This is a genomic window from Pseudomonas taeanensis MS-3, from assembly GCF_000498575.2.
Taxonomy (GTDB): domain Bacteria; phylum Pseudomonadota; class Gammaproteobacteria; order Pseudomonadales; family Pseudomonadaceae; genus Aquipseudomonas; species Aquipseudomonas taeanensis.
Map to the genome: position 1 here is coordinate 448670 of NZ_AWSQ01000001.1, position 20182 is coordinate 468851.

The 20182-nt window shown below is 63.3% G+C and carries 12 protein-coding genes; 10 read left to right on the forward strand and 2 right to left on the reverse strand.

Features of this window, described 5'->3' with window-relative positions; translation table 11 throughout:
* Nucleotides 1–13: 13 nt before the first annotated feature.
* The 7 genes from TMS3_RS01925 to TMS3_RS01955 are packed head-to-tail and all read left to right on the forward strand — an operon-like array spanning nucleotide 14 to nucleotide 15427.
* On the forward strand, nucleotides 14–5230 hold the full coding sequence (locus tag TMS3_RS01925) for a PAS domain S-box protein (protein WP_025163553.1): 5217 nt from the start codon (nucleotides 14–16) through the stop codon (nucleotides 5228–5230).
* Nucleotides 5227–7188 carry an ATP-binding protein gene (locus tag TMS3_RS01930; RefSeq protein WP_025163554.1) on the forward strand — a complete coding sequence of 654 codons (1962 nt, stop codon included), beginning with the start codon at nucleotides 5227–5229 and terminating at the stop codon, nucleotides 7186–7188. The genes TMS3_RS01925 and TMS3_RS01930 overlap by 4 nt, the downstream gene beginning before the upstream one ends.
* Nucleotides 7185–9788, forward strand: coding sequence for a hybrid sensor histidine kinase/response regulator (locus tag TMS3_RS01935; protein ID WP_025163555.1), 2604 nt, complete (start codon nucleotides 7185–7187; stop codon nucleotides 9786–9788). The genes TMS3_RS01930 and TMS3_RS01935 overlap by 4 nt, the downstream gene beginning before the upstream one ends.
* A 39-nt stretch (nucleotides 9789–9827) precedes the next feature.
* Nucleotides 9828–10214: a response regulator gene (locus TMS3_RS01940; RefSeq protein ID WP_025163556.1), complete on the forward strand. Its 387-nt coding sequence runs from the start codon at nucleotides 9828–9830 to the stop codon at nucleotides 10212–10214.
* A 39-nt stretch (nucleotides 10215–10253) separates the two neighbouring features.
* Nucleotides 10254–13406: a PAS domain S-box protein gene (locus TMS3_RS01945; RefSeq protein ID WP_025163557.1), complete on the forward strand. Its 3153-nt coding sequence runs from the start codon at nucleotides 10254–10256 to the stop codon at nucleotides 13404–13406.
* On the forward strand, nucleotides 13399–13785 hold the full coding sequence (locus TMS3_RS01950) for a response regulator (RefSeq protein WP_025163558.1): 387 nt from the start codon (nucleotides 13399–13401) through the stop codon (nucleotides 13783–13785). Before TMS3_RS01945 ends, TMS3_RS01950 begins: the two co-directional genes overlap by 8 nt.
* The gene (locus tag TMS3_RS01955) at nucleotides 13778–15427 is read left to right on the forward strand and encodes a diguanylate cyclase (protein ID WP_025163559.1); all 1650 of its coding nucleotides are present in this window, start codon (nucleotides 13778–13780) and stop codon (nucleotides 15425–15427) included. The genes TMS3_RS01950 and TMS3_RS01955 overlap by 8 nt, the downstream gene beginning before the upstream one ends.
* A 99-nt stretch (nucleotides 15428–15526) precedes the next feature.
* Here TMS3_RS01955 and chrA read toward each other — a convergent pair whose 3' ends face one another.
* A complete protein-coding gene (gene chrA, locus TMS3_RS01960) occupies nucleotides 15527–16876 on the reverse strand; it encodes a chromate efflux transporter (protein WP_025163560.1) in 1350 nt (449 codons plus the stop codon).
* 180 nt (nucleotides 16877–17056) lie between these two features.
* Between chrA and TMS3_RS01965 the strand changes: the two genes are divergently transcribed.
* Nucleotides 17057–17683 (forward strand): class I SAM-dependent methyltransferase, encoded by a 627-nt coding sequence (locus tag TMS3_RS01965; protein WP_025163561.1) that lies wholly within the window; start codon nucleotides 17057–17059, stop codon nucleotides 17681–17683.
* A 224-nt stretch (nucleotides 17684–17907) separates the two neighbouring features.
* Nucleotides 17908–18651: a hypothetical protein gene (locus tag TMS3_RS01970; RefSeq protein WP_025163562.1), complete on the forward strand. Its 744-nt coding sequence runs from the start codon at nucleotides 17908–17910 to the stop codon at nucleotides 18649–18651.
* Nucleotides 18652–18820: 169 nt separating this feature from the next.
* Here TMS3_RS01970 and TMS3_RS01975 read toward each other — a convergent pair whose 3' ends face one another.
* Complete coding sequence (locus TMS3_RS01975; RefSeq protein ID WP_025163563.1) at nucleotides 18821–19363, reverse strand: Mpo1 family 2-hydroxy fatty acid dioxygenase; 543 nt, start codon at nucleotides 19361–19363, stop codon at nucleotides 18821–18823.
* A 92-nt stretch (nucleotides 19364–19455) separates the two neighbouring features.
* Between TMS3_RS01975 and TMS3_RS01980 the strand changes: the two genes are divergently transcribed.
* Nucleotides 19456–20142, forward strand: coding sequence for a Crp/Fnr family transcriptional regulator (locus TMS3_RS01980; RefSeq protein WP_025163564.1), 687 nt, complete (start codon nucleotides 19456–19458; stop codon nucleotides 20140–20142).
* Nucleotides 20143–20182 lie beyond the last annotated feature (40 nt).

A 20182-nucleotide genomic window follows, 5' to 3' on the forward strand; every position in this document is an offset into this window, starting at 1 on the left:
TAGGATGTCGTCAATGAACTCACCCGAGAAGTCTGCCGCGACTCGCTGGATAGTCGGCCTAGGCAGCCTGAGCCTGGCGTTGTTCTTTACCGCGCTGGGCTGGCGTGCCCTGAGCGAGCGCGAAACCCTCTGGCAGTTTCAGATCGCCAAACAGGGCGAGCTGCAACAGCTGGCACTGCAAAACACTCAGTTCGCCCTGCAAAAGCAGGCACAGGTACTGGTCGAAAGCATCGCCGCCGATGCCTGGGTCGTCGAATTGGTGCGTCAGGCCTATGAGCTGCAGCGCCACACCGCCGGGCAAAACAGCGCGGAACTGAACGCCATCCGCAATCAGCTGTATACCCGCCTGGCACCTCGCTGGCGCAACCTGCAGCGCGAGCATCCGTTCCGTCTCTACGTGCACCTGGCGCCCAGGGTCAACGTGTTGCTGCGGGTGCACGAGCCAGAGGCGTTCGGCGACGCCCAATCCGAGCAACGGCCAATGGTCCGCGACGCCCTGCGCGATGGCCTCAGCAAAGCCGGCCTCGGCCTGAGTCGCGGCAGTCTCGGCATGCGCGCCGTCACTCTGCTGCAGGTGGAAGGTTCGTCTGGCGCGGTGACCATCGGCGCCGTCGAAGTGGCTTTAGGCGTACTCAACAACCTGCAGCAACTCGATCGTGAGTTGAACGCCGGGATCGCCCTGCTGCTCCCACAACACGCCTTCGAGCAGCCGCGCAGTGGAGAAAGCCTGCGGGGGCTGGGCAGCGAAACCGACAACTGGCGTCTGATGGACTACTCACGGCCCCAGCTGGAACAGTGGCAGGCGCGCAACATGCTGCCGGACCCGGACAGTGGAACGACGCTCAAGCTGCTCGAAGATCAAGGGCGTACCTATCTGCTCAATCAGATCGAACTGTCGGGTTATCGGCCAACAGAAACCACCGACGCCAGCGCACCCGCCATCGCCCTGACCTGGCGCGATGTCAGCGAGCAGTTCAGCCTGCATCAAGACGAGAAACGCTGGCTGCTCGGCAAGTGGCTGGTGGCCTGGCTGGGTGCGGAAGCCCTGTTGCTGGTATTGCTGCTGGCCACCCGCAACAGCACCCAGACGATGATGCGCCGTCATCAGGACGAACTGCAGCGCAAGCACCAGCAAAGTGAGCATTCGCGCCAATTACTGGCGATCATCGCTCAGGCGCAGGCCGTCTATATCGGCGCGCAGAACCACGAACAAGCCTTCGATGCGCTACTGCTGCGTATCCTCGAACTGACCGCCAGCCAGTTCGGCTTTATCGGCGAAGTGCTGCAAGACGCCGACGGCGCGCCCTATCTACGCACCTATGCGATCAACGACCTCGCCGGGGACAGGGCCAACACGCAAGGCTACGCCGAAAGCAGCTTCGGCGGCCTGGAACTGCGCAACCTCGACAGCCTGTTCGGTGAGGTCATCTGCAGCGGTCACACCGTGATCGACAACGCTCCGACAGACGACCTGCGCTGCTTCGGCCTACCCTCGGCACTGCCTCCCGTGCAGACCTTCGCCGGCCTGCCGATCCACGCCCACGGCCGGCTGGTCGGCATGCTCGGCCTGGCCAACCACGCCGCTGGTTATTCGCCTGAGCTGGCCGGACATCTGCAATCGGTACTCGCCACCCTCGGCCAGCTGATCGAGGCACTGCACCGCGATACCCTGCGCGAACAGGCCCAGCATCGCCTGCAACGCCAGCAGAGTGCGCTGCGCGCACTCAACGAGATCGCCGCCCTGCCTAAGCTGCTCAGCCAGGAGCAGTTGCGCCAGGCCCTGCAGGTCGGCGCCAGCTACTATCAGACGCCGCTGGCGATCATCAGCCAGATCGAAGACGACGATTACCGGGTGCTGGTGCAGGTCTCACCAGCGGATACCTTGCACGACGATCAGCATTTTCCGCTCGGCCACACCTACTGCAGCATTACCCTGCAAAGTGACAGCGTGCTGGCCATCGAGCGGATGGCGCAGTCGCCGCATGCCGGTCACCCCTGCTACGCGGAATTCGCCCTGGAATCCTATATCGGCATCGGCATATGGGTCGGCGGACGGCGCTTCGGCACCCTGAACTTCTCCTCAGCCGAGGCCCGCAGCCAGCCCTTCGACGAAGCCGACCATGAGTTTCTGCGCCTGTTCGCCCGCTGGGTCGGCTCGACCCTGGAGCGCCAGCAACAGGAGCAGGCACGCCAGACCCTGCTCGAACGCCTGGACGAATCCCAGCGCATCGCCCGGCTCGGCCACTGGGAAGTCAACCTGGAGAACGGTGAGCTGTACTGGTCGAGCATGGTCTTCGAGATTTTCGGTCGTGACCCAGAAGACTTCACCCCTAGTGCTAAAGCCTTCAGGCAAGCCGTGCATGCCGATGACCGGGCCTTGCTCGCGGCCAGCGAACAACACGTTCTGGCGGGAGGCACCTACGATGTCGTGCACCGGATAGTCCGGCCCAGCGGCGAAGTCCGCTGGGTGCATGAACTGGCGCACCTGCAACCGGACCAACGAGGTCGGATGACTCGCCTGATAGGCACCGTGCAGGACATCAGCGAACGGGCCAAAGCCGAGGCGGCACTCAAGGAGCAGAGCCAGCGCCTGGCCAGCATCATCGAAGGTACCCACGTCGGCACCTGGGAATTGAACCTGCGCAGCGGCGCCACGCAATTCAACGAATTGTGGGCAGAGATCATCGGTTATCGTCTGGATGAGCTGGCGCCGCTGGACATCCACAAAGCGCTGAGCTTCGTGCACCCCGATGACCTGCCTCAGGCCCACGAGCTGTTGCAACGACATTGCCGCCGCGAGCTGCCCTACTACGACTACCAGTGCCGCATGCGCCACAAGCACGGCCACTGGGTCTGGGTCCACGTGCGAGGCCGGGTGGAGCGCTGGAGCGCCGACGGCAAACCGCTGATGATGTACGGCACTCACGCCGACATCAGTGCCAGCAAGCAGTACGAGGAAGAAATCCATGCGGCCCGCGCCTTCCTCCAGGCGGTACTCGACTCGGCCACCGGCGTATCGATCATCGCCACCGACCGCAACGGCCTGATCACCCTGTTCAACTCCGGCGCCGAGCGCCTGCTCGGCTACCGTGCAGAAGAGATGGTCGAACGCTGCACGCCTGCGACTTTTCATCTGGACAGCGAGGTGCAGCTGCGCGGCGCCGAACTCAGTCAGACCCTGGGACAGCCGCTCGAGGGCTTCGAAGTATTCGTGCACAACTCACGCACAGGCGAGCCGGAAACCCGCCAGTGGACCTATGTCTGCAAGGATGGCCGACAACGCCGAGTTAACCTGACCATCAGCGCCATCCACGACGGCTCAGGGAGTATCAGCGGCTTCCTCGGTATTGCCAGCGACATCAGCGCCTTGCAACAGGCCACTCGCGCCTTGCAGAAGAGTGAGAGTCAGTTCCGCGGCATGGTCACCAACCTGCCCGGCGTGGTCTATCGCTGCCGCAACGACGCAGCCTGGACCATGAGCTATATGAGCGAGGAAATTCTCGCCCTGAGCGGCTACCCGGCCGCCGATTTGATCGACAACCGGGTGCGCAGTTATGCCAGCGTGATTCATCCGGACGACCTGCCAGTGACTTACGGTGCCGCGGACGCCATCGCGCGCCGAGAAGTCTTCGAGCTGACCTACCGGCTGCTGCATGCCGACGGTCATAGCGTCTGGGTCAGGGAAAAAGGCCGTGGCGAATACGACAGTCGGGGCAATCTGCTGTGGATCAGCGGGTTCATCTGGGACATCAGCGAGCGCAAGGCGGTCGAGGACGAACTCAAACTCATCCAGCAGCGCTTCAGCATTGCCTTCAGCTCCGCGCCCCTGGGCATGGCCCTGGTGTCACTGCAGAACCACTGGCTGGAGGTCAACGACCAACTCTGCCGCATGTTCGGCTACAGCCGTGACGAGCTGCTGCTCACCACGCCGCAGCAACTGACCCATCCTGATGATCAGCACGCCAGCCGGCACAACGTCGAGGACCTGCTGGCCGGTCGTATCAATGCCTACCAGATGGAGAAACCCTACCTGGACAAACAGGGCAAGATTATCTGGGTGCTGCTCAGCGTCTCGCTGGTGCGCGACCGGGAGGGCCAGCCCCTGCACTTCATCGCCCAATTCCAGGACTTCAGCGACCGGGTCGCCGCCGAGCGCGCGCTGCGCGAACGCGAGGACTACCTGCGCACCCTGCTGGATAACGTGCTCGACGCGATTATCAGCTTCGACGAACTCGGCGCGATCGAGACCTTCAACCAGGCCGCCGAGCATATCTTCGGCTACTGCCTGGCCGAGGTCACCGGGCGCAACGTCAGCCTGCTGATGCCCGCATCCGCAGAGTCGGAGTCAAGCGACCCCTTTGCTCTGCGGCTGGGCCGCGAACAAACTCACAGCCTCGACACGGTACGTGAGATTCAGGGCCTCAAGCGCAACGGCGAAACCTTCACCATGGAGCTGGCGGTCTCGCAAATCAGCCACCAGGGCGAGCGGCGCTGTATCGCGGTGATCCGCGACATCAGCGAACGCAAGCGCATCGAGCGGATGAAGAACGAATTCGTCTCCACCGTCAGTCATGAACTGCGCACGCCATTGACCTCCATCGCCGGCTCGCTGGGTCTGATCAATGGCGGTGCCCTGGGCGAGGTGCCGGCCAGCATGCAGCAGATGCTGAGCATCGCCCAGGACAACAGCCTGCGCCTGAGCGAGCTGATCAACGACCTGCTGGACATGGACAAGCTGGTCGCCGGGCAGATGAGCTTCGAGCTGTGCGAACAACCACTGATGCCCCTGGTCGAGCAGGCGTTGCAACATAACCAGCCCTATGCCAACCAATACCAGGTGCAGTTGCAGCTGAGCCAGCGCGCCGATGCGGTTCAGGTGCGGGTCGACAGTCAGCGCCTGGGCCAGGTCCTGGCCAATCTGCTGTCCAATGCGGCGAAATTCTCCCCCACCGGTCAGACGGTGGAGATCCGCGTGCAGCAGCACGCCGAGCAGGTGCGGGTCAGCGTGCAGGACCTGGGCCCAGGTATTCCCGCCGCCTTCCACCAGCGCATCTTTCAGAAGTTCGCCCAGGCCGACGCCTCCAGCACCCGCGAGAAGGGCGGCACCGGCCTGGGTCTGGCAATCAGCAAGGAAATCATCGAACACATGGGCGGCCAGATTGGTTTCGACTCACGGCACGGCGAGGGCACCACCTTCTGGTTCGAACTGCCGTACGAGGGCGCGGCATGAGCCCCTTCAGCGACCAGCCAACCCCCTCGCAGAATCGCCGCACCCTGGGCCGGACGCTCAGCTGGGGGCTGAGCCTGGGCCTGTTGCTGTTACTCGGCGTAGGCGTCGAGCTGCTGCTCCAGCAGTATCACCTGCGCCAACACGAGACCATTCAACAACGGCTCACCGCCAGTGCCGGTGAGGTTCGCGCGGTGCTGCTCAGCGAGTTGAGCTCCACCTTGCACCTCGCCACCGGCCTGGCCTCCTACATCACCGCCAAGCAAGGGCAGCTGGATGAAGCGGAGCTGCAACCCTGGCTGCAGGGCTTGCTGCGTCAGGGCCGCTATATCCGCAACATTGGCCTGGCCCCGGACAACCGCATCAGCTACATCTACCCGTTGGCGGGCAACGAAGCCGCACTCGGCCTCTACTACCCCGATATGGTCAAACAGTGGCCCGCGGTGCAGCGCATCATCGCCAACCGCACGCCTATGCTCGACGGCCCGCTACGACTGGTTCAGGGCGGCAACGGGCTGATCTACAGAGTCCCGGTGTTCCTCGATGATCAACGCTACTGGGGCATGATCAGTACGGTGATCGATTACGACCAGCTGTACGCCCTGGTACAACAGGTGGCCCGCCAACGTGATCTGTCCATCCAGCTCAACCGCCACGATGACGAGACCGCGGCCGACCTGCTCACCCTCAATCTGGACAGCGAATCACCAAGCGTGAGTTTGCCGGTCCGTTTCGCCGGGGCCCGTTGGCGACTCGAAGCCAGCGAACGGGTGGCGGATGAGCTACCGCTCGGCTGGCTGCGTTTGCTCGGCTGGAGCCTGGCGCTGGCCGTGGCCGGGCTGATTGGCCTGACCCTGCACGCGCAGAACCGTCAAGCGGCCCTGTTGCTGGCCCTCAACCGCAGTCAGCGGCAATTCCATCAGGCGTTCGAGATGGCCCCGCAGGGTTTGGCCCTGCTCGACCTCGAGGGTCGGCTACTGGCGGTCAACCAAACCCTCTGTCTGCTGCTCCAGCGCAGCCCGCAGAGCCTGCTCGGCCAGCCCCTCAGCCGGTTCAGTGATGATCCACTGAGTGCCCGGCTGGACGGTGATCTGGCCGAGCTCGGCGGCGAACAGGGGCGCACCTGGCAGCTGCGCCTGCTCGACGCGCAAGGCGAAAGTATCGATGTGGAACTGAGTGCCGCGGCCCTGAGCGCCGATCAGAGTACGCAAGGCAGCTGGATCATGCATATCCAGGACATCCGCGAGAGCAAGCGCCTGCAGCGCCTGCAAAGTGAATTCGTCTCCACCGTCAGCCACGAGCTGCGCACTCCGCTGACCGCCATCAGCGGCCCACTGGAGCTGATCAACGCGGGCGCCCTGGGCGAGGTGCCGGAAAGCCTGCGGCAGATGTTGCAGATCGCCCAGCACAACAGCCAGCGCCTGGCCATGCTGATCAACGACCTGCTGGATATCGGCAAGTTGGAAGCGGGCAAGATCGTTTTCGACCTGCAACCGCAAGCCTTGCAGCCCCTACTCGACCAAGCCCTGAGCAGCAACCAGGCCTATGCCGCGGAATACGCGGTCAACCTGCGCCAGATCGGCGTCTGCGAGGACTGGCTCAACGTCGATGGGCTACGCCTGCAGCAGGTGCTGAGCAACCTGCTGTCCAACGCCGCCAAGTTTTCACCTCGCGGCAGCGATGTCGAGCTCTACACTGAACGACTAGGCGCACAGCTGCGCCTCAGCGTACGTGATCGCGGTCCGGGAATACCCACGGCCTTTCAAAGCCGCATCTTTCAGAAATTTGCCCAGGCCGACGCCTCCGATACCCGCCAGAAAGGCGGCACTGGCCTGGGTTTGGCCATCAGCAAGGAGTTGATCGAGCGTATGCACGGATGTATCGGCTTTGACTCGCAGGAAGGCCAGGGCACCACGTTCTGGTTCGAACTCCCGCTGCACCCCACTGAGGCACAGGCATGAGCGACCCAAGGAAGACACCCACGACGGGCTATTGGCGAGCTTTTTTCAGCCGCCGCAACGCCATCGCCTGGGCCGTGCTGGCCATCGCCCTGCTGGCCAACCTGGCCGTGTGGCAGTACCTGCACAGCCGCGAGAACCTGGCCGCCGAAGGTCAGTTCCAGCTACTGACCAACGAGGTCAGCGGAGCCATCCGCAAGCGTATGATCGACCATGAGCAGATTCTGCTGGGTGGCGCCGGCCTGTATGACGCCAGCCGACAGGTCGACCGGAACGAGTGGCGTGTGTATGTCGAGCGTTTGAACCTGGCCGCCAACTACCCCGGCATTCAGGGGGTGGGCTTTGCCCGTATCCTGCAACCGCAGGCAGTGGCCAAGTTCGAGGCCGATGTGCGACGTGAGGGCTTTCCCAACTTCACCTTGCGTCCGCCCGGAACGCGCGAACTGTATAGCTCGATCCTGTTTCTCGAACCATTCAGCGGGCGCAACCTGGCTGCCTTCGGCTACGACATGCTTTCCGAGCCGACCCGTCACGCCGCCATTCTGGCCGCCGCACGCAGCGGTGAGAGCCGCATCACCGGACGGGTGACCCTGGTCCAGGAAACCCATGGCAAGGTGCAGGCCGGCCTGCTGATGTATGTGCCCGTATACCGCTCAGGCCAGCCCCTGGGCACGCCCGAACAACGTCTCGACGCCTTGCGCGGGGTGGTCTACAGCCCCTATCGGATGGATGACCTGATGGCCGGCATCATCGGTGACCAGGCGCCCAAATTGGACTTCGCCATCTATGACGGTGACCAGCCGCGCAGCGAGAACCTTCTGTTCAACAGCCAGGAGCAGCAGGTCGATCGCCAGCCCCTGCTGAGCAAACAGCTGCAACTGCCACTCTATGGGCAGAACTGGACCCTGAACTTCAGCAGCCGACCGACCTTCGAGGCCGGCTTTCACAACGACGGTATCCTCGTGTTGCTGGGCGCCGGTGTCAGCCTGCTGCTGTTCGTCCTAGCGTCCCAGCTCACCCTGCGCCGCGAACAAGCCGAGGCTCTGGCACAGAGGATGACCGTGCAGATTCGCCAGAGCAGCGAGGACCTGCGCAAGAGCGAGGAGCGTCAAAGCCTGGTGCTCAAGGGCAGCAATGACGGCTGGTGGGATATCGACCTGCAGGTCCAGAGTTTCATCGCCTCGGCGCGCGCCTGGGAAATGCTCGGCTACCCGCCCGACGAGAGCCCCCAGGCCATCGACCGCTGGCATCAGCTGGTACTCCCCGAAGACCTCGGAGCACTGCAGGACAGTCTGCGCCAAGCCATCGAGTCCGGCGCCGAGTCGTTCAGCAGTGAGGCGCGCATGCTGCAGCTGAACGGAAATCAGCTGCCGGTACTGCTGCGCGGCTTCATCCAGCGCGACGCTGCGGGCCGGCCGCTGCGCTTGAGCGGCACCATGCAGGACCTCAGTGAGGCCAAGCGTATCGAACGAATGAAGAACGAGTTCGTCTCTACCGTCAGCCATGAGCTGCGCACCCCGCTGACCTCCATTTCCGGTGCCTTGGGCCTGGTCAACGGCGGCGCCTTGGGTGAGGTCCCCCCCTTGATGGGGCAGATGCTGCAGATCGCGCAACAAAACAGCCAACGTCTCAGCCACCTGATCAACGACCTGCTGGATATGGAAAAGCTGGCCGCCGGCAAGTTGTCCTTCGAGCTGCATATCCAACCGATCAAGCCGTTGATCGAGCAGGCCTTAGTGGCCAACCAGGCCTTCGCCGAACAGCACCAGGTCAGTTTTCAATTCGATCAGCCCGGCGACATGTGGGTACGGGCGGACGCCCTGCGCCTGCAACAGGTGCTGAGCAACTACCTGTCCAATGCCTGCAAGTTTTCCCCGGCCGGCTCTGCCATACGCATCCATACCGAATTACGCGGTTCGCTGGTGCGGGTCAGCGTCTGCGACCAAGGACCGGGCATTCCTGCGGAATTCCAGAATCGCATCTTCGAAAAATTCGCCCAGGCCGATGGCTCGGATCGACGCGAGCAGGCCGGTACCGGGCTTGGCCTGGCCATCTCCAAGGAGCTGATCGAACGCATGGACGGCAGCGTCGGCTTCCATTCGGTACCAGGCCAGGGCGCCACCTTCTGGTTCGAACTGCCACTGATCGAAGAGCACTCACTGCCGAGCCGCAGCCCGCCAGGGTCAGCGGCGCCCCTGGTGCTGGTGGTGGAAGACGAGCCTGGCATCGTCCACCTGCTGGAAGTCATGCTCAGTCACGCCGGCTACCGGGTCGACAGTGTGTTCAGTGAGAGTCAGGCCCTGCAGCGACTGGCGGAAGGTGAATACGCCGCCATCACCCTCGACATGCGCCTGAGCGACGGTCACGGCCTGGCATTGATTCGCGACCTGCGGCGTAACCCAGCCACCCACCACCTGCCAATTCTGGTGATTTCCGCCTACTGTGGCGAAGGCCGCAAACTGCTGGACCGGGTTGATGACAACATTGCCTGGCTGGAGAAGCCGATCAACGAGGCCCTGTTATTGGAGACCCTGGATCAGTTCATCACCACGTCGAGCCAAGCCGCCATTGAACATACCGCTGGCCACGAGGCCTTAGAGTGAGCAGGCTAAACAACCTGCCAGCGATACTGGAGTAGTGCCATGAGAGAGTTCAAACGCATCCTGCATGTAGAGGACGACCCTTCGATCCAGGCCGTGGCCAAGGTGGCTCTGGAGGCGGTGGGTGGCTTCGAAGTGCTCTCCTGCAGCTCTGGCACTGAAGCGCTGGAAAAAGTCCAGGCCTTCGACCCTGACTTCATTCTGCTGGATGTGATGATGCCCGGTATGGATGGCCCGCAGACCCTGGCGGAGCTCGGCGAACTGATCGATATCAGACAGATCCCGGTGGCTTTCATGACGGCCAAGGTGCAACCCGCGGAAGTCGAGCACTACCGCAGCCTGGGTGCTCGCGATGTGATCACCAAACCCTTCGATCCGATGCAGCTGGCCACTCAGGTGCGGGATATCTGGAACCTGGCGCATGCTTAACCGCTCACAAGTGCTGCATCGCTCTGGGGGTGCATTAACATGGCTCTAGCCCCCACTGGCCCGGCCCTCCCTGTCAACGAAGCCGCACGACTGGCCGAGCTTGAGCGCTACGGGCTGCTGGACAGCCCTGCCGAAGAGGAGTTCGATGACTTCAGTCACCTCGCCGCACAGCTCTGCGCAACGCCGATTGCCCTGATCTCCCTGGTGGATGAGCAGCGTCAGTGGTTCAAGAGCAAAGTGGGCCTGGATGCCTGCGAAACGCCTCGTGAGTACGCCTTCTGTGCCCACTCCATTCTCGCCAACCAGCTCTTCGAGGTGCCCGATGCCCTGGAAGATCCGCGCTTCTGCGACAACCCCCTGGTCACCGAGGCGCCGCATATCCGCTTCTACGCGGGCGTGCCACTGACCACTTCGAGCGGACACAACCTCGGCACCCTGTGCGTGATCGACCAACGCCCACGCCAACTCAGCGCGCCGCAGCGTAAGGGGCTGGCCCGCCTCGCCCGCCAGGTCGTGCGCTTGTGCGAGCTGCGTCGGAGTATGCGCCAACATGCCGAACAGGCGGCGATGCAGCGCGCCATTCTCAGCAGCGCCGGCACCGCGATCATCGCCACCACGCCCAGCGGCGCCATCAGCAGCGTCAACCCGGCCGCAGAGCAACTGCTCGGCTATGCCGAGGCCCAACTGCTCGACCAGGCGTTTGCAGCCACCCTGCTCGATCCCACGCAGTTGGCCAGCCGCGCAGAAAGCCTTGGCCATAAACTGGGTCAACCGCTTGCTGCGGACTTCTCAGTGCTGGTGAACAAAGCACTGCACGGTCAGGGCGAGTCCCGCGAGTGGACCTATGTGCGACAAGACGGCCATTACCTGCCCGTACTGCTGTCGATCTCGGCAATTCGTGACCAGCACGACTCGCTGCTCGGCTTCCTCGCCATCGCCCAGGACCTCAGTCAGCGCGAACAGGCCCAGCAGCGGCTGAAGCAGATCGCCGCGCAGCTTCCGGGCATGGTCTTTCAGGCATTGCTCACAAAGCAGGGCACGATTTGCTTCCCCTATGCCAGCGAAGGCATACAGGATATCTATGGGCTGGCCCGAGGCGAGGTCCGCGAACATACTGAGGCAGTGCTGGCCGCCATCCACGAGGACGACCGCGACAGTGTCAGCCAGGCCATCCTGCGCTCGGCCAGGGAACTGAGCCAGTGGCATCAGGAATATCGCGTGCGCCATCCACGCAAAGGGCTGATCTGGGTCGAGGGTATAGCCACTCCGCAACGCCAGGTCGATGACACCGTTATCTGGCATGGGGTGATCACCGACATCAGCGAGCGCAAGCACGAGCAGGCGGAGCTGGAACAGCAGCAGGAGATGAATCGCCGACTGCTCGAAGCCCTCGCCGAGGGAGTGGTCACCTGCGACGCTCAGGGCCAGCTGACCCTGTTCAACCACACCGCCCAGCAATGGCATGGCACCGACATCAGTCAGCTCGCGCCCGAGCAGTGGGGCGACTATTACGACCTGTTCGAAGCCGATGGCCTGACACCGCTGGCCACTGCACGCATTCCGCTGCTGCGAGCACTGCAGGGCGAGCGGGTGCGCGAGGCGGAAATCAGCATAGTCGCCAAGGGCCAGGCGCCACGCTTCGTCGCTACCAATGCCGTTCCATTATTTACCCCCGGCGGTCGCCAACTCGGCGCCGTGGCAGTCATGCATGACATCACCGAACGCAAGCGTATCGAACGCATCCAGCGAGAGTTCGTCTCCACCGTCAGCCATGAACTGCGCACCCCGCTGACCTCGATTGCCGGTTCGCTGGGTCTGATCAATGGCGGTGCCCTGGGTGAGGTGCCCGCCAGCATGCAACACATGCTCGACATTGCGCACCACAACAGCCTGCGCCTGAGCCATCTGATCAACGACCTGCTGGACATGGACAAACTGGTCGCCGGCAAGATGACCTTCGACCTGCACAGTCATGAACTGGCCAGCCTGCTCAACGACAGCCAGACCAGCAACCAGGCCTACGCCGACCAGCATGGCGTGCAACTGATACTGGAGGAGTGCCCGCCGGTCCACTTGCGCGTCGATGCCATGCGCCTGCAGCAGGTCCTGGCCAACTTCCTCTCCAATGCCATCAAGTTCTCCCCAGCGGGTGCCCAGGTGCGCCTGCACAGCACGCTGCACGGCAACCGGCTGCGGATCAGCGTCAGTGACCTGGGGCCGGGTATTCCACTCTCGTTTCACGCCGGAATATTCCAGAAGTTCTCCCAGGCCGACGCCAGCGACAGCCGGCAAAAGGGCGGTACCGGCCTCGGCCTGGCCATCAGCAAGGAGCTGATCGAGCGCATGAGCGGGCAGATTGGTTTCGATTCGGTAGAAGGCCAGGGTGCGACCTTCTGGTGCGAGCTGCCGGTAGTGGAAAGCTCAGCCGTCACCACACTTCCCGAGGACAGTAGCAGCCCCTGGCTGCTGGTAGTCGAAGACGAGCCGGATATTGCCCATCTGCTGCGCCTGCTGCTGCAGCGTGCCGGGTATCGGGTGATGCTCGCCGCCAGCCTCGATGAAGCGCGCGTGCTGCTGGCCAAGCAGCATTTCGATGCGCTGACCCTGGACCTGCGCCTGCCGGATGGCAGCGGTCTGCAGCTGATCCGCGAGCTGCGCGACGACCCGGCAACCCTTACCTTGCCGGTGCTGGTGATCTCCGCTGCCAGCGATGCGGGACGCCTCAGTCTGAATGGCGGTTTTCAAGCCGTCGACTGGCTGGATAAACCGATTGACCAACAGCGCCTGTTGGCCAGCCTTGCTCAGGCGCTGCATGGCTTTCCAACGAAAACGCGGGTGTTGCATATTGAAGACGATGCCGACCTGCGTCAGGTCATTGCCGAACAAGGTCGCGCGCTTGCCGACTTTGTCTCCGCCAGCAGCCTCGCCCAGGCCCGCCAGCAGCTAGCCCAAGGCAACTTTGATCTGGTGTTGCTCGACCTCAGTCTGCCCGACGGCAATGGCCTGGAACTGCTCGACGAACTGCACCAGCACCACCCTGGCCTGCCTGTAGTGGTACTGTCCGCCCATGAACTGCCCAGTGAACAGATCGGCCAAGTCGAGGCCGCGCTGGCCAAATCACGCATTGATGCGCAACACTTTCTGCAACTGCTCGGACGCTTGTTGCCCGCCAAGGAGAATCGGCATGCATGAACTGACTCGAATCCTACATGTGGAAGATGACCCGTCGATCCAGGCAGTGGCCAAGGTCGCCCTGGAAGCGGTGGGCGGCTTCAAAGTCCTCAGTTGCTCCTCTGGACAGGATGCCCTCGACCAGGTCCAGGGCTTCGCCCCGGATTTCATCCTGCTGGATGTAATGATGCCCGGCATGGATGGTCCGCAGACGCTGAAGAAGATTTCCGCACTGATCGACATCGGGCAGATCCCGGTGGCCTTCATGACCGCCAAGGTGCAGCCTGCCGAGATCGAGCACTACCGCAGCCTGGGGGCACGCGACGTGATCATCAAACCTTTCGACCCCATGCAGCTGGCCGAACAGGTTCGGCGAATCTGGAGCCAAGCCCGTGGTTGAACCCAGCAACGACCTGCAACGTCATTTGCAACTACTCAGTGCACAGTTTGCTGAACGCCTGGCTCAGGAGTTGCCCGAACTGGCCGGCAAGGCGCAACTGTTGCGCGACGCCAACGATCAGGAAAGTCAGCGCCAGCATCTGCTCAGCCTGCGCGATCAGCTGCACAAACTGGCCGGCGCCGCCGGCACCTTCGGTTTCGTCAGCCTCGGCCAGCGCACCCAAGCGTTAGAGCAGCAGGCCATTCGCTGGCTGGACGCCCTGCAGCAAGAACAGCAGGGCCTGCACGACTTTATCGCGGACTTGCAACAGCTCAGCCAACAGCAATTCCAGATCGAGCTGGCACAGGAGAGTACGCCTGCCACGCCGAAAACCGCCAAGTCGAGCTCGGCGACCCACTGCATCTACATCCTCGAAGACGAGCCGACTATCGGCGAGAACATGCGCCTGACCCTGAGCAACTTCGGTTATCAGGCCGAGCACTTCACCCGTATCGCCGATCTCGACGCCGCGCTGCAACGACAGCTACCGGATGCCCTGGTGATCGACGTCAACCTGCCCGGCGAGGCGCAAACCGGCCTGAACTACGCAGCCGCCCTGCAGCAGCGCCTGGACGAACCCTTGCCGCTGCTGGTAATCACTACCCAGGACGACTTCACCACCCAGCTCGAAGCCGTGCGCGCTGGTGCCATGGGTTTCTTCAGCAAGCCGGTGGATATTCCCCAGCTGGAAAACCGCCTGGAGCGCTGCTTCGCCCAGCAATATGGCGAACCTTACCGGGTGCTGATCGTCGACGATGACCGCGAGCTGGCCAGCCGCTACAGCCTGGTACTGCGCAGCGCCAACATGCTGGTGGAAGCGCTCAACGACCCGGCCGACATCTTCAGCCACATGCGCACGTTCAACCCCGAGGTGGTCCTGCTCGACGTCAACATGCCGGGCTGCACCGGCCCCGAACTGGCGCAGATCATCCGCCTTAACGACGACTGGCTACGGGTACCGATCATCTACCTGTCGGCGGAAACCGATATCAGCCGGCAGATGAGTGCACTGCTCAAGGCCGGAGACGACTTCGTCACCAAACCGATTTCCGACAACGCCCTGGTCGCCGCGGTATTCGCCCGTGCCCAGCGCGCCCGCCTGCTGAGCAATGCGCTGTCGCGCGACAGCCTGACCGGGCTGCTCAAACACGCCGATATCAAGGAGCAGGTGGCCATCGAGCTGGAGCGGGCGCTGCGCGGCGGCAGCCAAGCCAGCGTGGTGATGCTGGATATCGATCACTTCAAGAAGGTCAATGACAGTTACGGCCACCCCGCCGGCGACAACGTTATCCGTGCCCTGGCCAACCTGCTGCGCCAGCGCTTGCGCCGAGTCGACAGCCTGGGCCGCTATGGCGGTGAGGAATTCCTCGCGGTGCTGCCCGAGTGCCCGCCCGAGCAAGCCCAGCGGATAATCGATGAGATCCGCCAACGCTTCGCCGATCTGCGTTTTATCGTCGAAGGCACGGAGTTCGCGGTCACCCTCAGCGCCGGTATTTCCTGCACCGATGCCGACATCAGCGCCAGCGAACTGCTGGAACGCGCGGACCGGGCGCTGTATGCCGCGAAAGAGTCGGGGCGCGACCGGGTCTGCCAGGCCGATTAAAGCGTAGGCCTCAGCGCGCTCAGCCCGGCAGCGGCCACCACTCGCAACCGGGCGCGCCGCTGGCAGGCGTGCGCGCCTGACGAGCCTCAGCGCCGCAGTTCAGAGCAGAAACAGGTGAGCCAGCAGCCCCACCCCGGCGCAGGCGCCGATCACCTCGATCACCCCGCGTTTGAAGTGCAGCAGCGCCACGGCCGCGCCCAGGGCGATCAGTGCCGATGGCCAGTCGAAGCGCCCCGCGAAGCCTTCCGGCCAGAGCACGTGATAACCGAAGAACAGCGCCAGGTTGAGAATCACCCCAACCACTGCGGCAGTGATGCCGGTCAGCGGCGCGGTAAATTTCAGCTCGTTGTGGGTCGACTCCACCAGTGGCCCGCCAGCCAGGATGAACAGGAACGACGGCAGGAAGGTGAACCAGGTGACCAGAGTCGCCGCCAGCGCGCCGGCAATAAACACCTGCTCCGGGCCGAACAGCTGCTGCACATAAGCGCCGACGAAGGCGACGAACGCCACCACCATGATCAGCGGCCCCGGGGTGGTTTCACCCAGAGCCAGACCATCAATCATCTGCGTCGGGGTCAGCCAGGCGTAATGACCGATGGCCCCCTGGTAGACGTAGGGCAACACCGCATAGGCGCCGCCGAAGGTCAGCAGCGCGGCCTTGGTGAAGAACCAGGCCATCTGCGTCAGAGTGCCCTCCCAGCCGTACAGCCCGATCAACAGCCCCATCGGCAGCAGCCACAGCAGCGCGCCGACCAGCCCCAACAGCAGCAGACGTGAAGCGCGAAAGCGGGCATGGGCGGGCGTCGGCGTATGGTCGTCGATCAGCGCCGGACCGAAGGACTTATCCGTCACCGCATGCCCACCTCCGACGCTGAACGCCTCCGGCAGCAGACGCCCGCCCAGGTAACCGAGCGCTCCGGCGGCCAGGACGATCAACGGGAAGGGTAGATTGAGGGCGAAGATCGCCACAAAGGCGGCGCCTGCGATGCCCCACAGCCAATTGTTCTTCAGCGCCCGCGAGCCAATGCGATGGGCCGCCTGGACCACGATGGCAGTCACTGCCGGCTTGATCCCATAGAAGATCCCCGCCACCAGCGGTACGTCGCCAAAGGCGATATACACCCAGGACAGGCCGATCAGCAGGAACAGCGAGGGCAACACGAACAGCACCCCGGCCATCACCCCGCCCCAGCTGCGGTGCATAAGCCAACCGATGTAGGTGGCCAACTGCTGCGCTTCCGGTCCCGGCAGCAACATGCAGTAATTCAACGCGTGCAAGAAGCGCCGCTCTGACAGCCAGCGGCGCTTCTCCACCAGTTCCTGATGCATGATGGCGATCTGTCCGGCCGGGCCGCCGAAACTGATCAGCCCGAGCTTCAACCAGAACAGGAAGGCCTCGAACAGGCTCACGGCTTTTGGGGCATCATGCTCGGCGTGCGGCGCAGGCATCGAAAACGCATCCACTCAATGTTGGTCCGGCGCACTATAACCTGCGCCGATGAACTACTTGTGGCGCAATACATGCGACGCCTGAACGACGCAGCGAGTCGCCCGGCTATTTCGCCCCTTGGGCGACTTCGGTATAAGTCTCGGGTATCAGAGCCCTAGGTTCAGCCCACGAGCCCCGCCATGAAATTGCAGCAGCACGAACTGGACAGCATCGCCGCCCTGACCCTGCAGCACTACAACCAACGTGCCGAGGACTTTCGCGAGGGCACCCGCGATCACGATGTCAGCCAGAACATCGCCGCCCTGCTGCGGCATATCCAGGGTCAGCCGCCTTACCGGATTCTCGATTTCGGCTGCGGCCCCGGCCGTGACCTGAAGACCTTCCGCGCCCTGGGCCACACCGCCATCGGCCTGGACGGCTGCCCGCGCTTCGTCGAAATGGCCCGTGCCGACAGCGGCTGCGAAGTCTGGCTGCAGAACTTCCTCGAACTCGAGCTGCCGGCCGCACACTTCGATGGTATTTTCGCCAATGCCGTGCTGTTCCATGTGCCTAGCCAGGAGCTACCACAAGTGCTGCGTCAGCTGCATGCCAGCCTCAAGCCCGGCGGCGTGCTGTTCAGCTCCAACCCGCGCGGGGAGAATCAGGAGGGCTGGCACGGCGAACGCTACGGCGCCTACCACGACCTCGCCAGCTGGCACGCGCAGCTCAGCGCCACGGGCTTCGTCGAACTGGAACACTACTACCGACCAGCCGGACTGCCGCGCGAGCAGCAGCCCTGGCTGGCCAGCGTCTGGCGCAAGATCTAGTGGCCTGCGCGGCTAGTTCAATTAGTCAATTTCGGCATTTGCGGCCCCGATACTGCGTTGCCGCTCAAGCCGCGCCTGGCCAGCCTTCGCGCCGAGCAGATTTCCGGCGAAATCACTCTTTCGGCTAATTTCACTCAGGTGCCGACGCAGTAGGCTATGCACGGCGTTTACCAGCGCCAACGGTTATCCGTACTGCTCACAAAAACAATAAGGAGCGCCCCGGAATGTTCTGTAAGCCATTGTTCCGTAATATCTTTATCTGCACGCTCGGACTGCTCGCCGGCCTCTCACCCCTGGCCTTCGCCGAAGCGGCAAGCCCGCAGGAGCAGGTTCAGGTCTTCGCCAGCCGCGCCACCAGCAGCCTCATGCTGTTACGCGGCGAAGGCCTGCAAAAGAGCCACAAGGAGCGCCTGGAAAGCGACCTTCAGCTGCTGGCAGCCGCGATCCAGAGCCTGCCGCAGACCAGCGATGGACTGCGCAGCAGCCACCTCGAACTGGTTACACAACTGCGTCGTGGTGTTTCCTTTGGCCCCAATGAGGAAGATGTGCCCTGGGGTTACCCGCAAGAATTGAGCAAGGCGTTGCGTGAATTTCTCCACGCCGCGCGCCAACTGCCGCACGAGGCCGGCAGCGAGCTGCCTGCCAAGGTCGAATACCTCGCGGTGCAATACCTCAGCCGCTCTTATATCGGCACGTTCGAAATCGCCCGTGAACAACCGGACACCTACCTCGGCCAGGACGAACGTCTGCTGGTGCCCTCGATCGATCAGGAGCTGGCGGCGCTGGACGGCAAAAGCGACCCGGCCATCGGCAAGATGAAAATACGCTGGGAATACCTCAAGGCTGCAATCAGCGACATGAACAGCAAGAGCAACACCCTGGCCAGCGTCTCCGGCAGGCCCTTCGCGCCTATCACCGTAGATCGCCACAGCCGCGCCATGAGCAAACAGTGGATGGCGATGCACTAGGGTCTGTTGCCGTTTCATTCGCGGCCGCGCCGTAGCCTGTTTTTGCGCGAGGCAAGGCACGAGGAGCGACGCAGTGCGGGGTTAAGCGGCGTTCAGAAATCTATCGCCTATACCTCCGTGGCCTGCGCCGCTCACCCGACCTATGAGGTTGCGCGTCGCACGCATCAAATCAGTTAGGCCGGCGCTCGTGGGCACTTGCATGCTTGGCGCGGATGCAGGTCGGTCCCACACGCCGCACCACTTCATCCTCCACCTCCCGGCGCAGGCCGAGGAGGAACGCCGCTTCCGCCACGACGAACAGCGGGCCGATCAGCAAACCCATGACATCGTCGACGAACGCCGGTTTGCGCCCCTCGTAGTAATGACCGATGAACTGGATCAACCAACCGATCACGAACAACGCCAACCCGCTGCCCAGCCAGACCAGGGTCGCTTGCCCGGCCAATACCTGAGCGCCCCACAGGCAAAGCCCGAGCAACGCCGCCATCAACAGGCCGAAGCGTAGATCCAGGCGCAGGTAGAATACGCCCACGGCCAAGGCACTCAGGGTCGCCGGCGAGAGCCACAGGCCCAGCACCTCGACGGCGGGACGTGAGAGCAACACCGCCACCGCCAGCACAATCAGCGGCACGCCGAAAAAGTGGCTGAGGATATTGCGCCGGTCGCGGTGATAGGCCGCGTACTGGGCCAGATGATCGATCAGGGTTTTCATCGGAGTTGCTCTCGTGCATGACAGGTCCGACGATAGTGGCCCCGACTCGCTACGGCGCTCTGTCAGCTAGCCGACAAACCCTGGAGAAGCGCATGCACGATCCCCACAGCTACCGCGCCCGCTTGCTCGAAGGCCACTGGTTCAGTGCCCTGCCCGCCCGTTTGCAGGAGGTCCTGCTGGAGATCGCCCAGGTGCAGCAGTTGTCCCCAGGACAGCGACTGTTCCGCCGCGGCGATCAACCCAGCGGCCTGTACGCCGTGGTGGCGGGCGCCATGCGCATTGGCGCGGTCAACCAAAGCGGCAAGGAGGCGCTGCTGACCCTGGTCGAGCCGCCCTACTGGTTTGGCGAGATATCCCTGTTCGATGGCCTGCCACGCACGCACGACGCCTTTGCCGCAGAAGCCTGCACCCTGCTGTGGGTGCCCCAGGCTCGCCTGCTCGCTCTGCTCGACCAGCAGCCGCAGTACTGGCGTGACTTCGCCCTGCTGATGAGCCAGAAACTGCGCCTGACCTTTATCGCCCTGGAAGAGATCAGCCTGCTGCCGGCCGCGCCACGCCTGGCCCGGCGCCTGTTGCTGATGGCCGACAACTACGGCGAAGCCAGCGGCCCGCGCCCAGTCATTCACCTGGCGCAGGAACAGCTGGCCTTGATGCTGGCGCTCTCCCGGCAGACCACCAACCAGATCCTCAAGGAGCTGGAAGCCCAAGGCATCCTCCACCTGAGCTACGGCGAAATCGAAATCCTCGACCTCCAGCGCCTGCGCCAGGCCGCGCAATGAACCTCAATTGCAGGCTGGCGTAGAGCGCAGCGAAACCCAG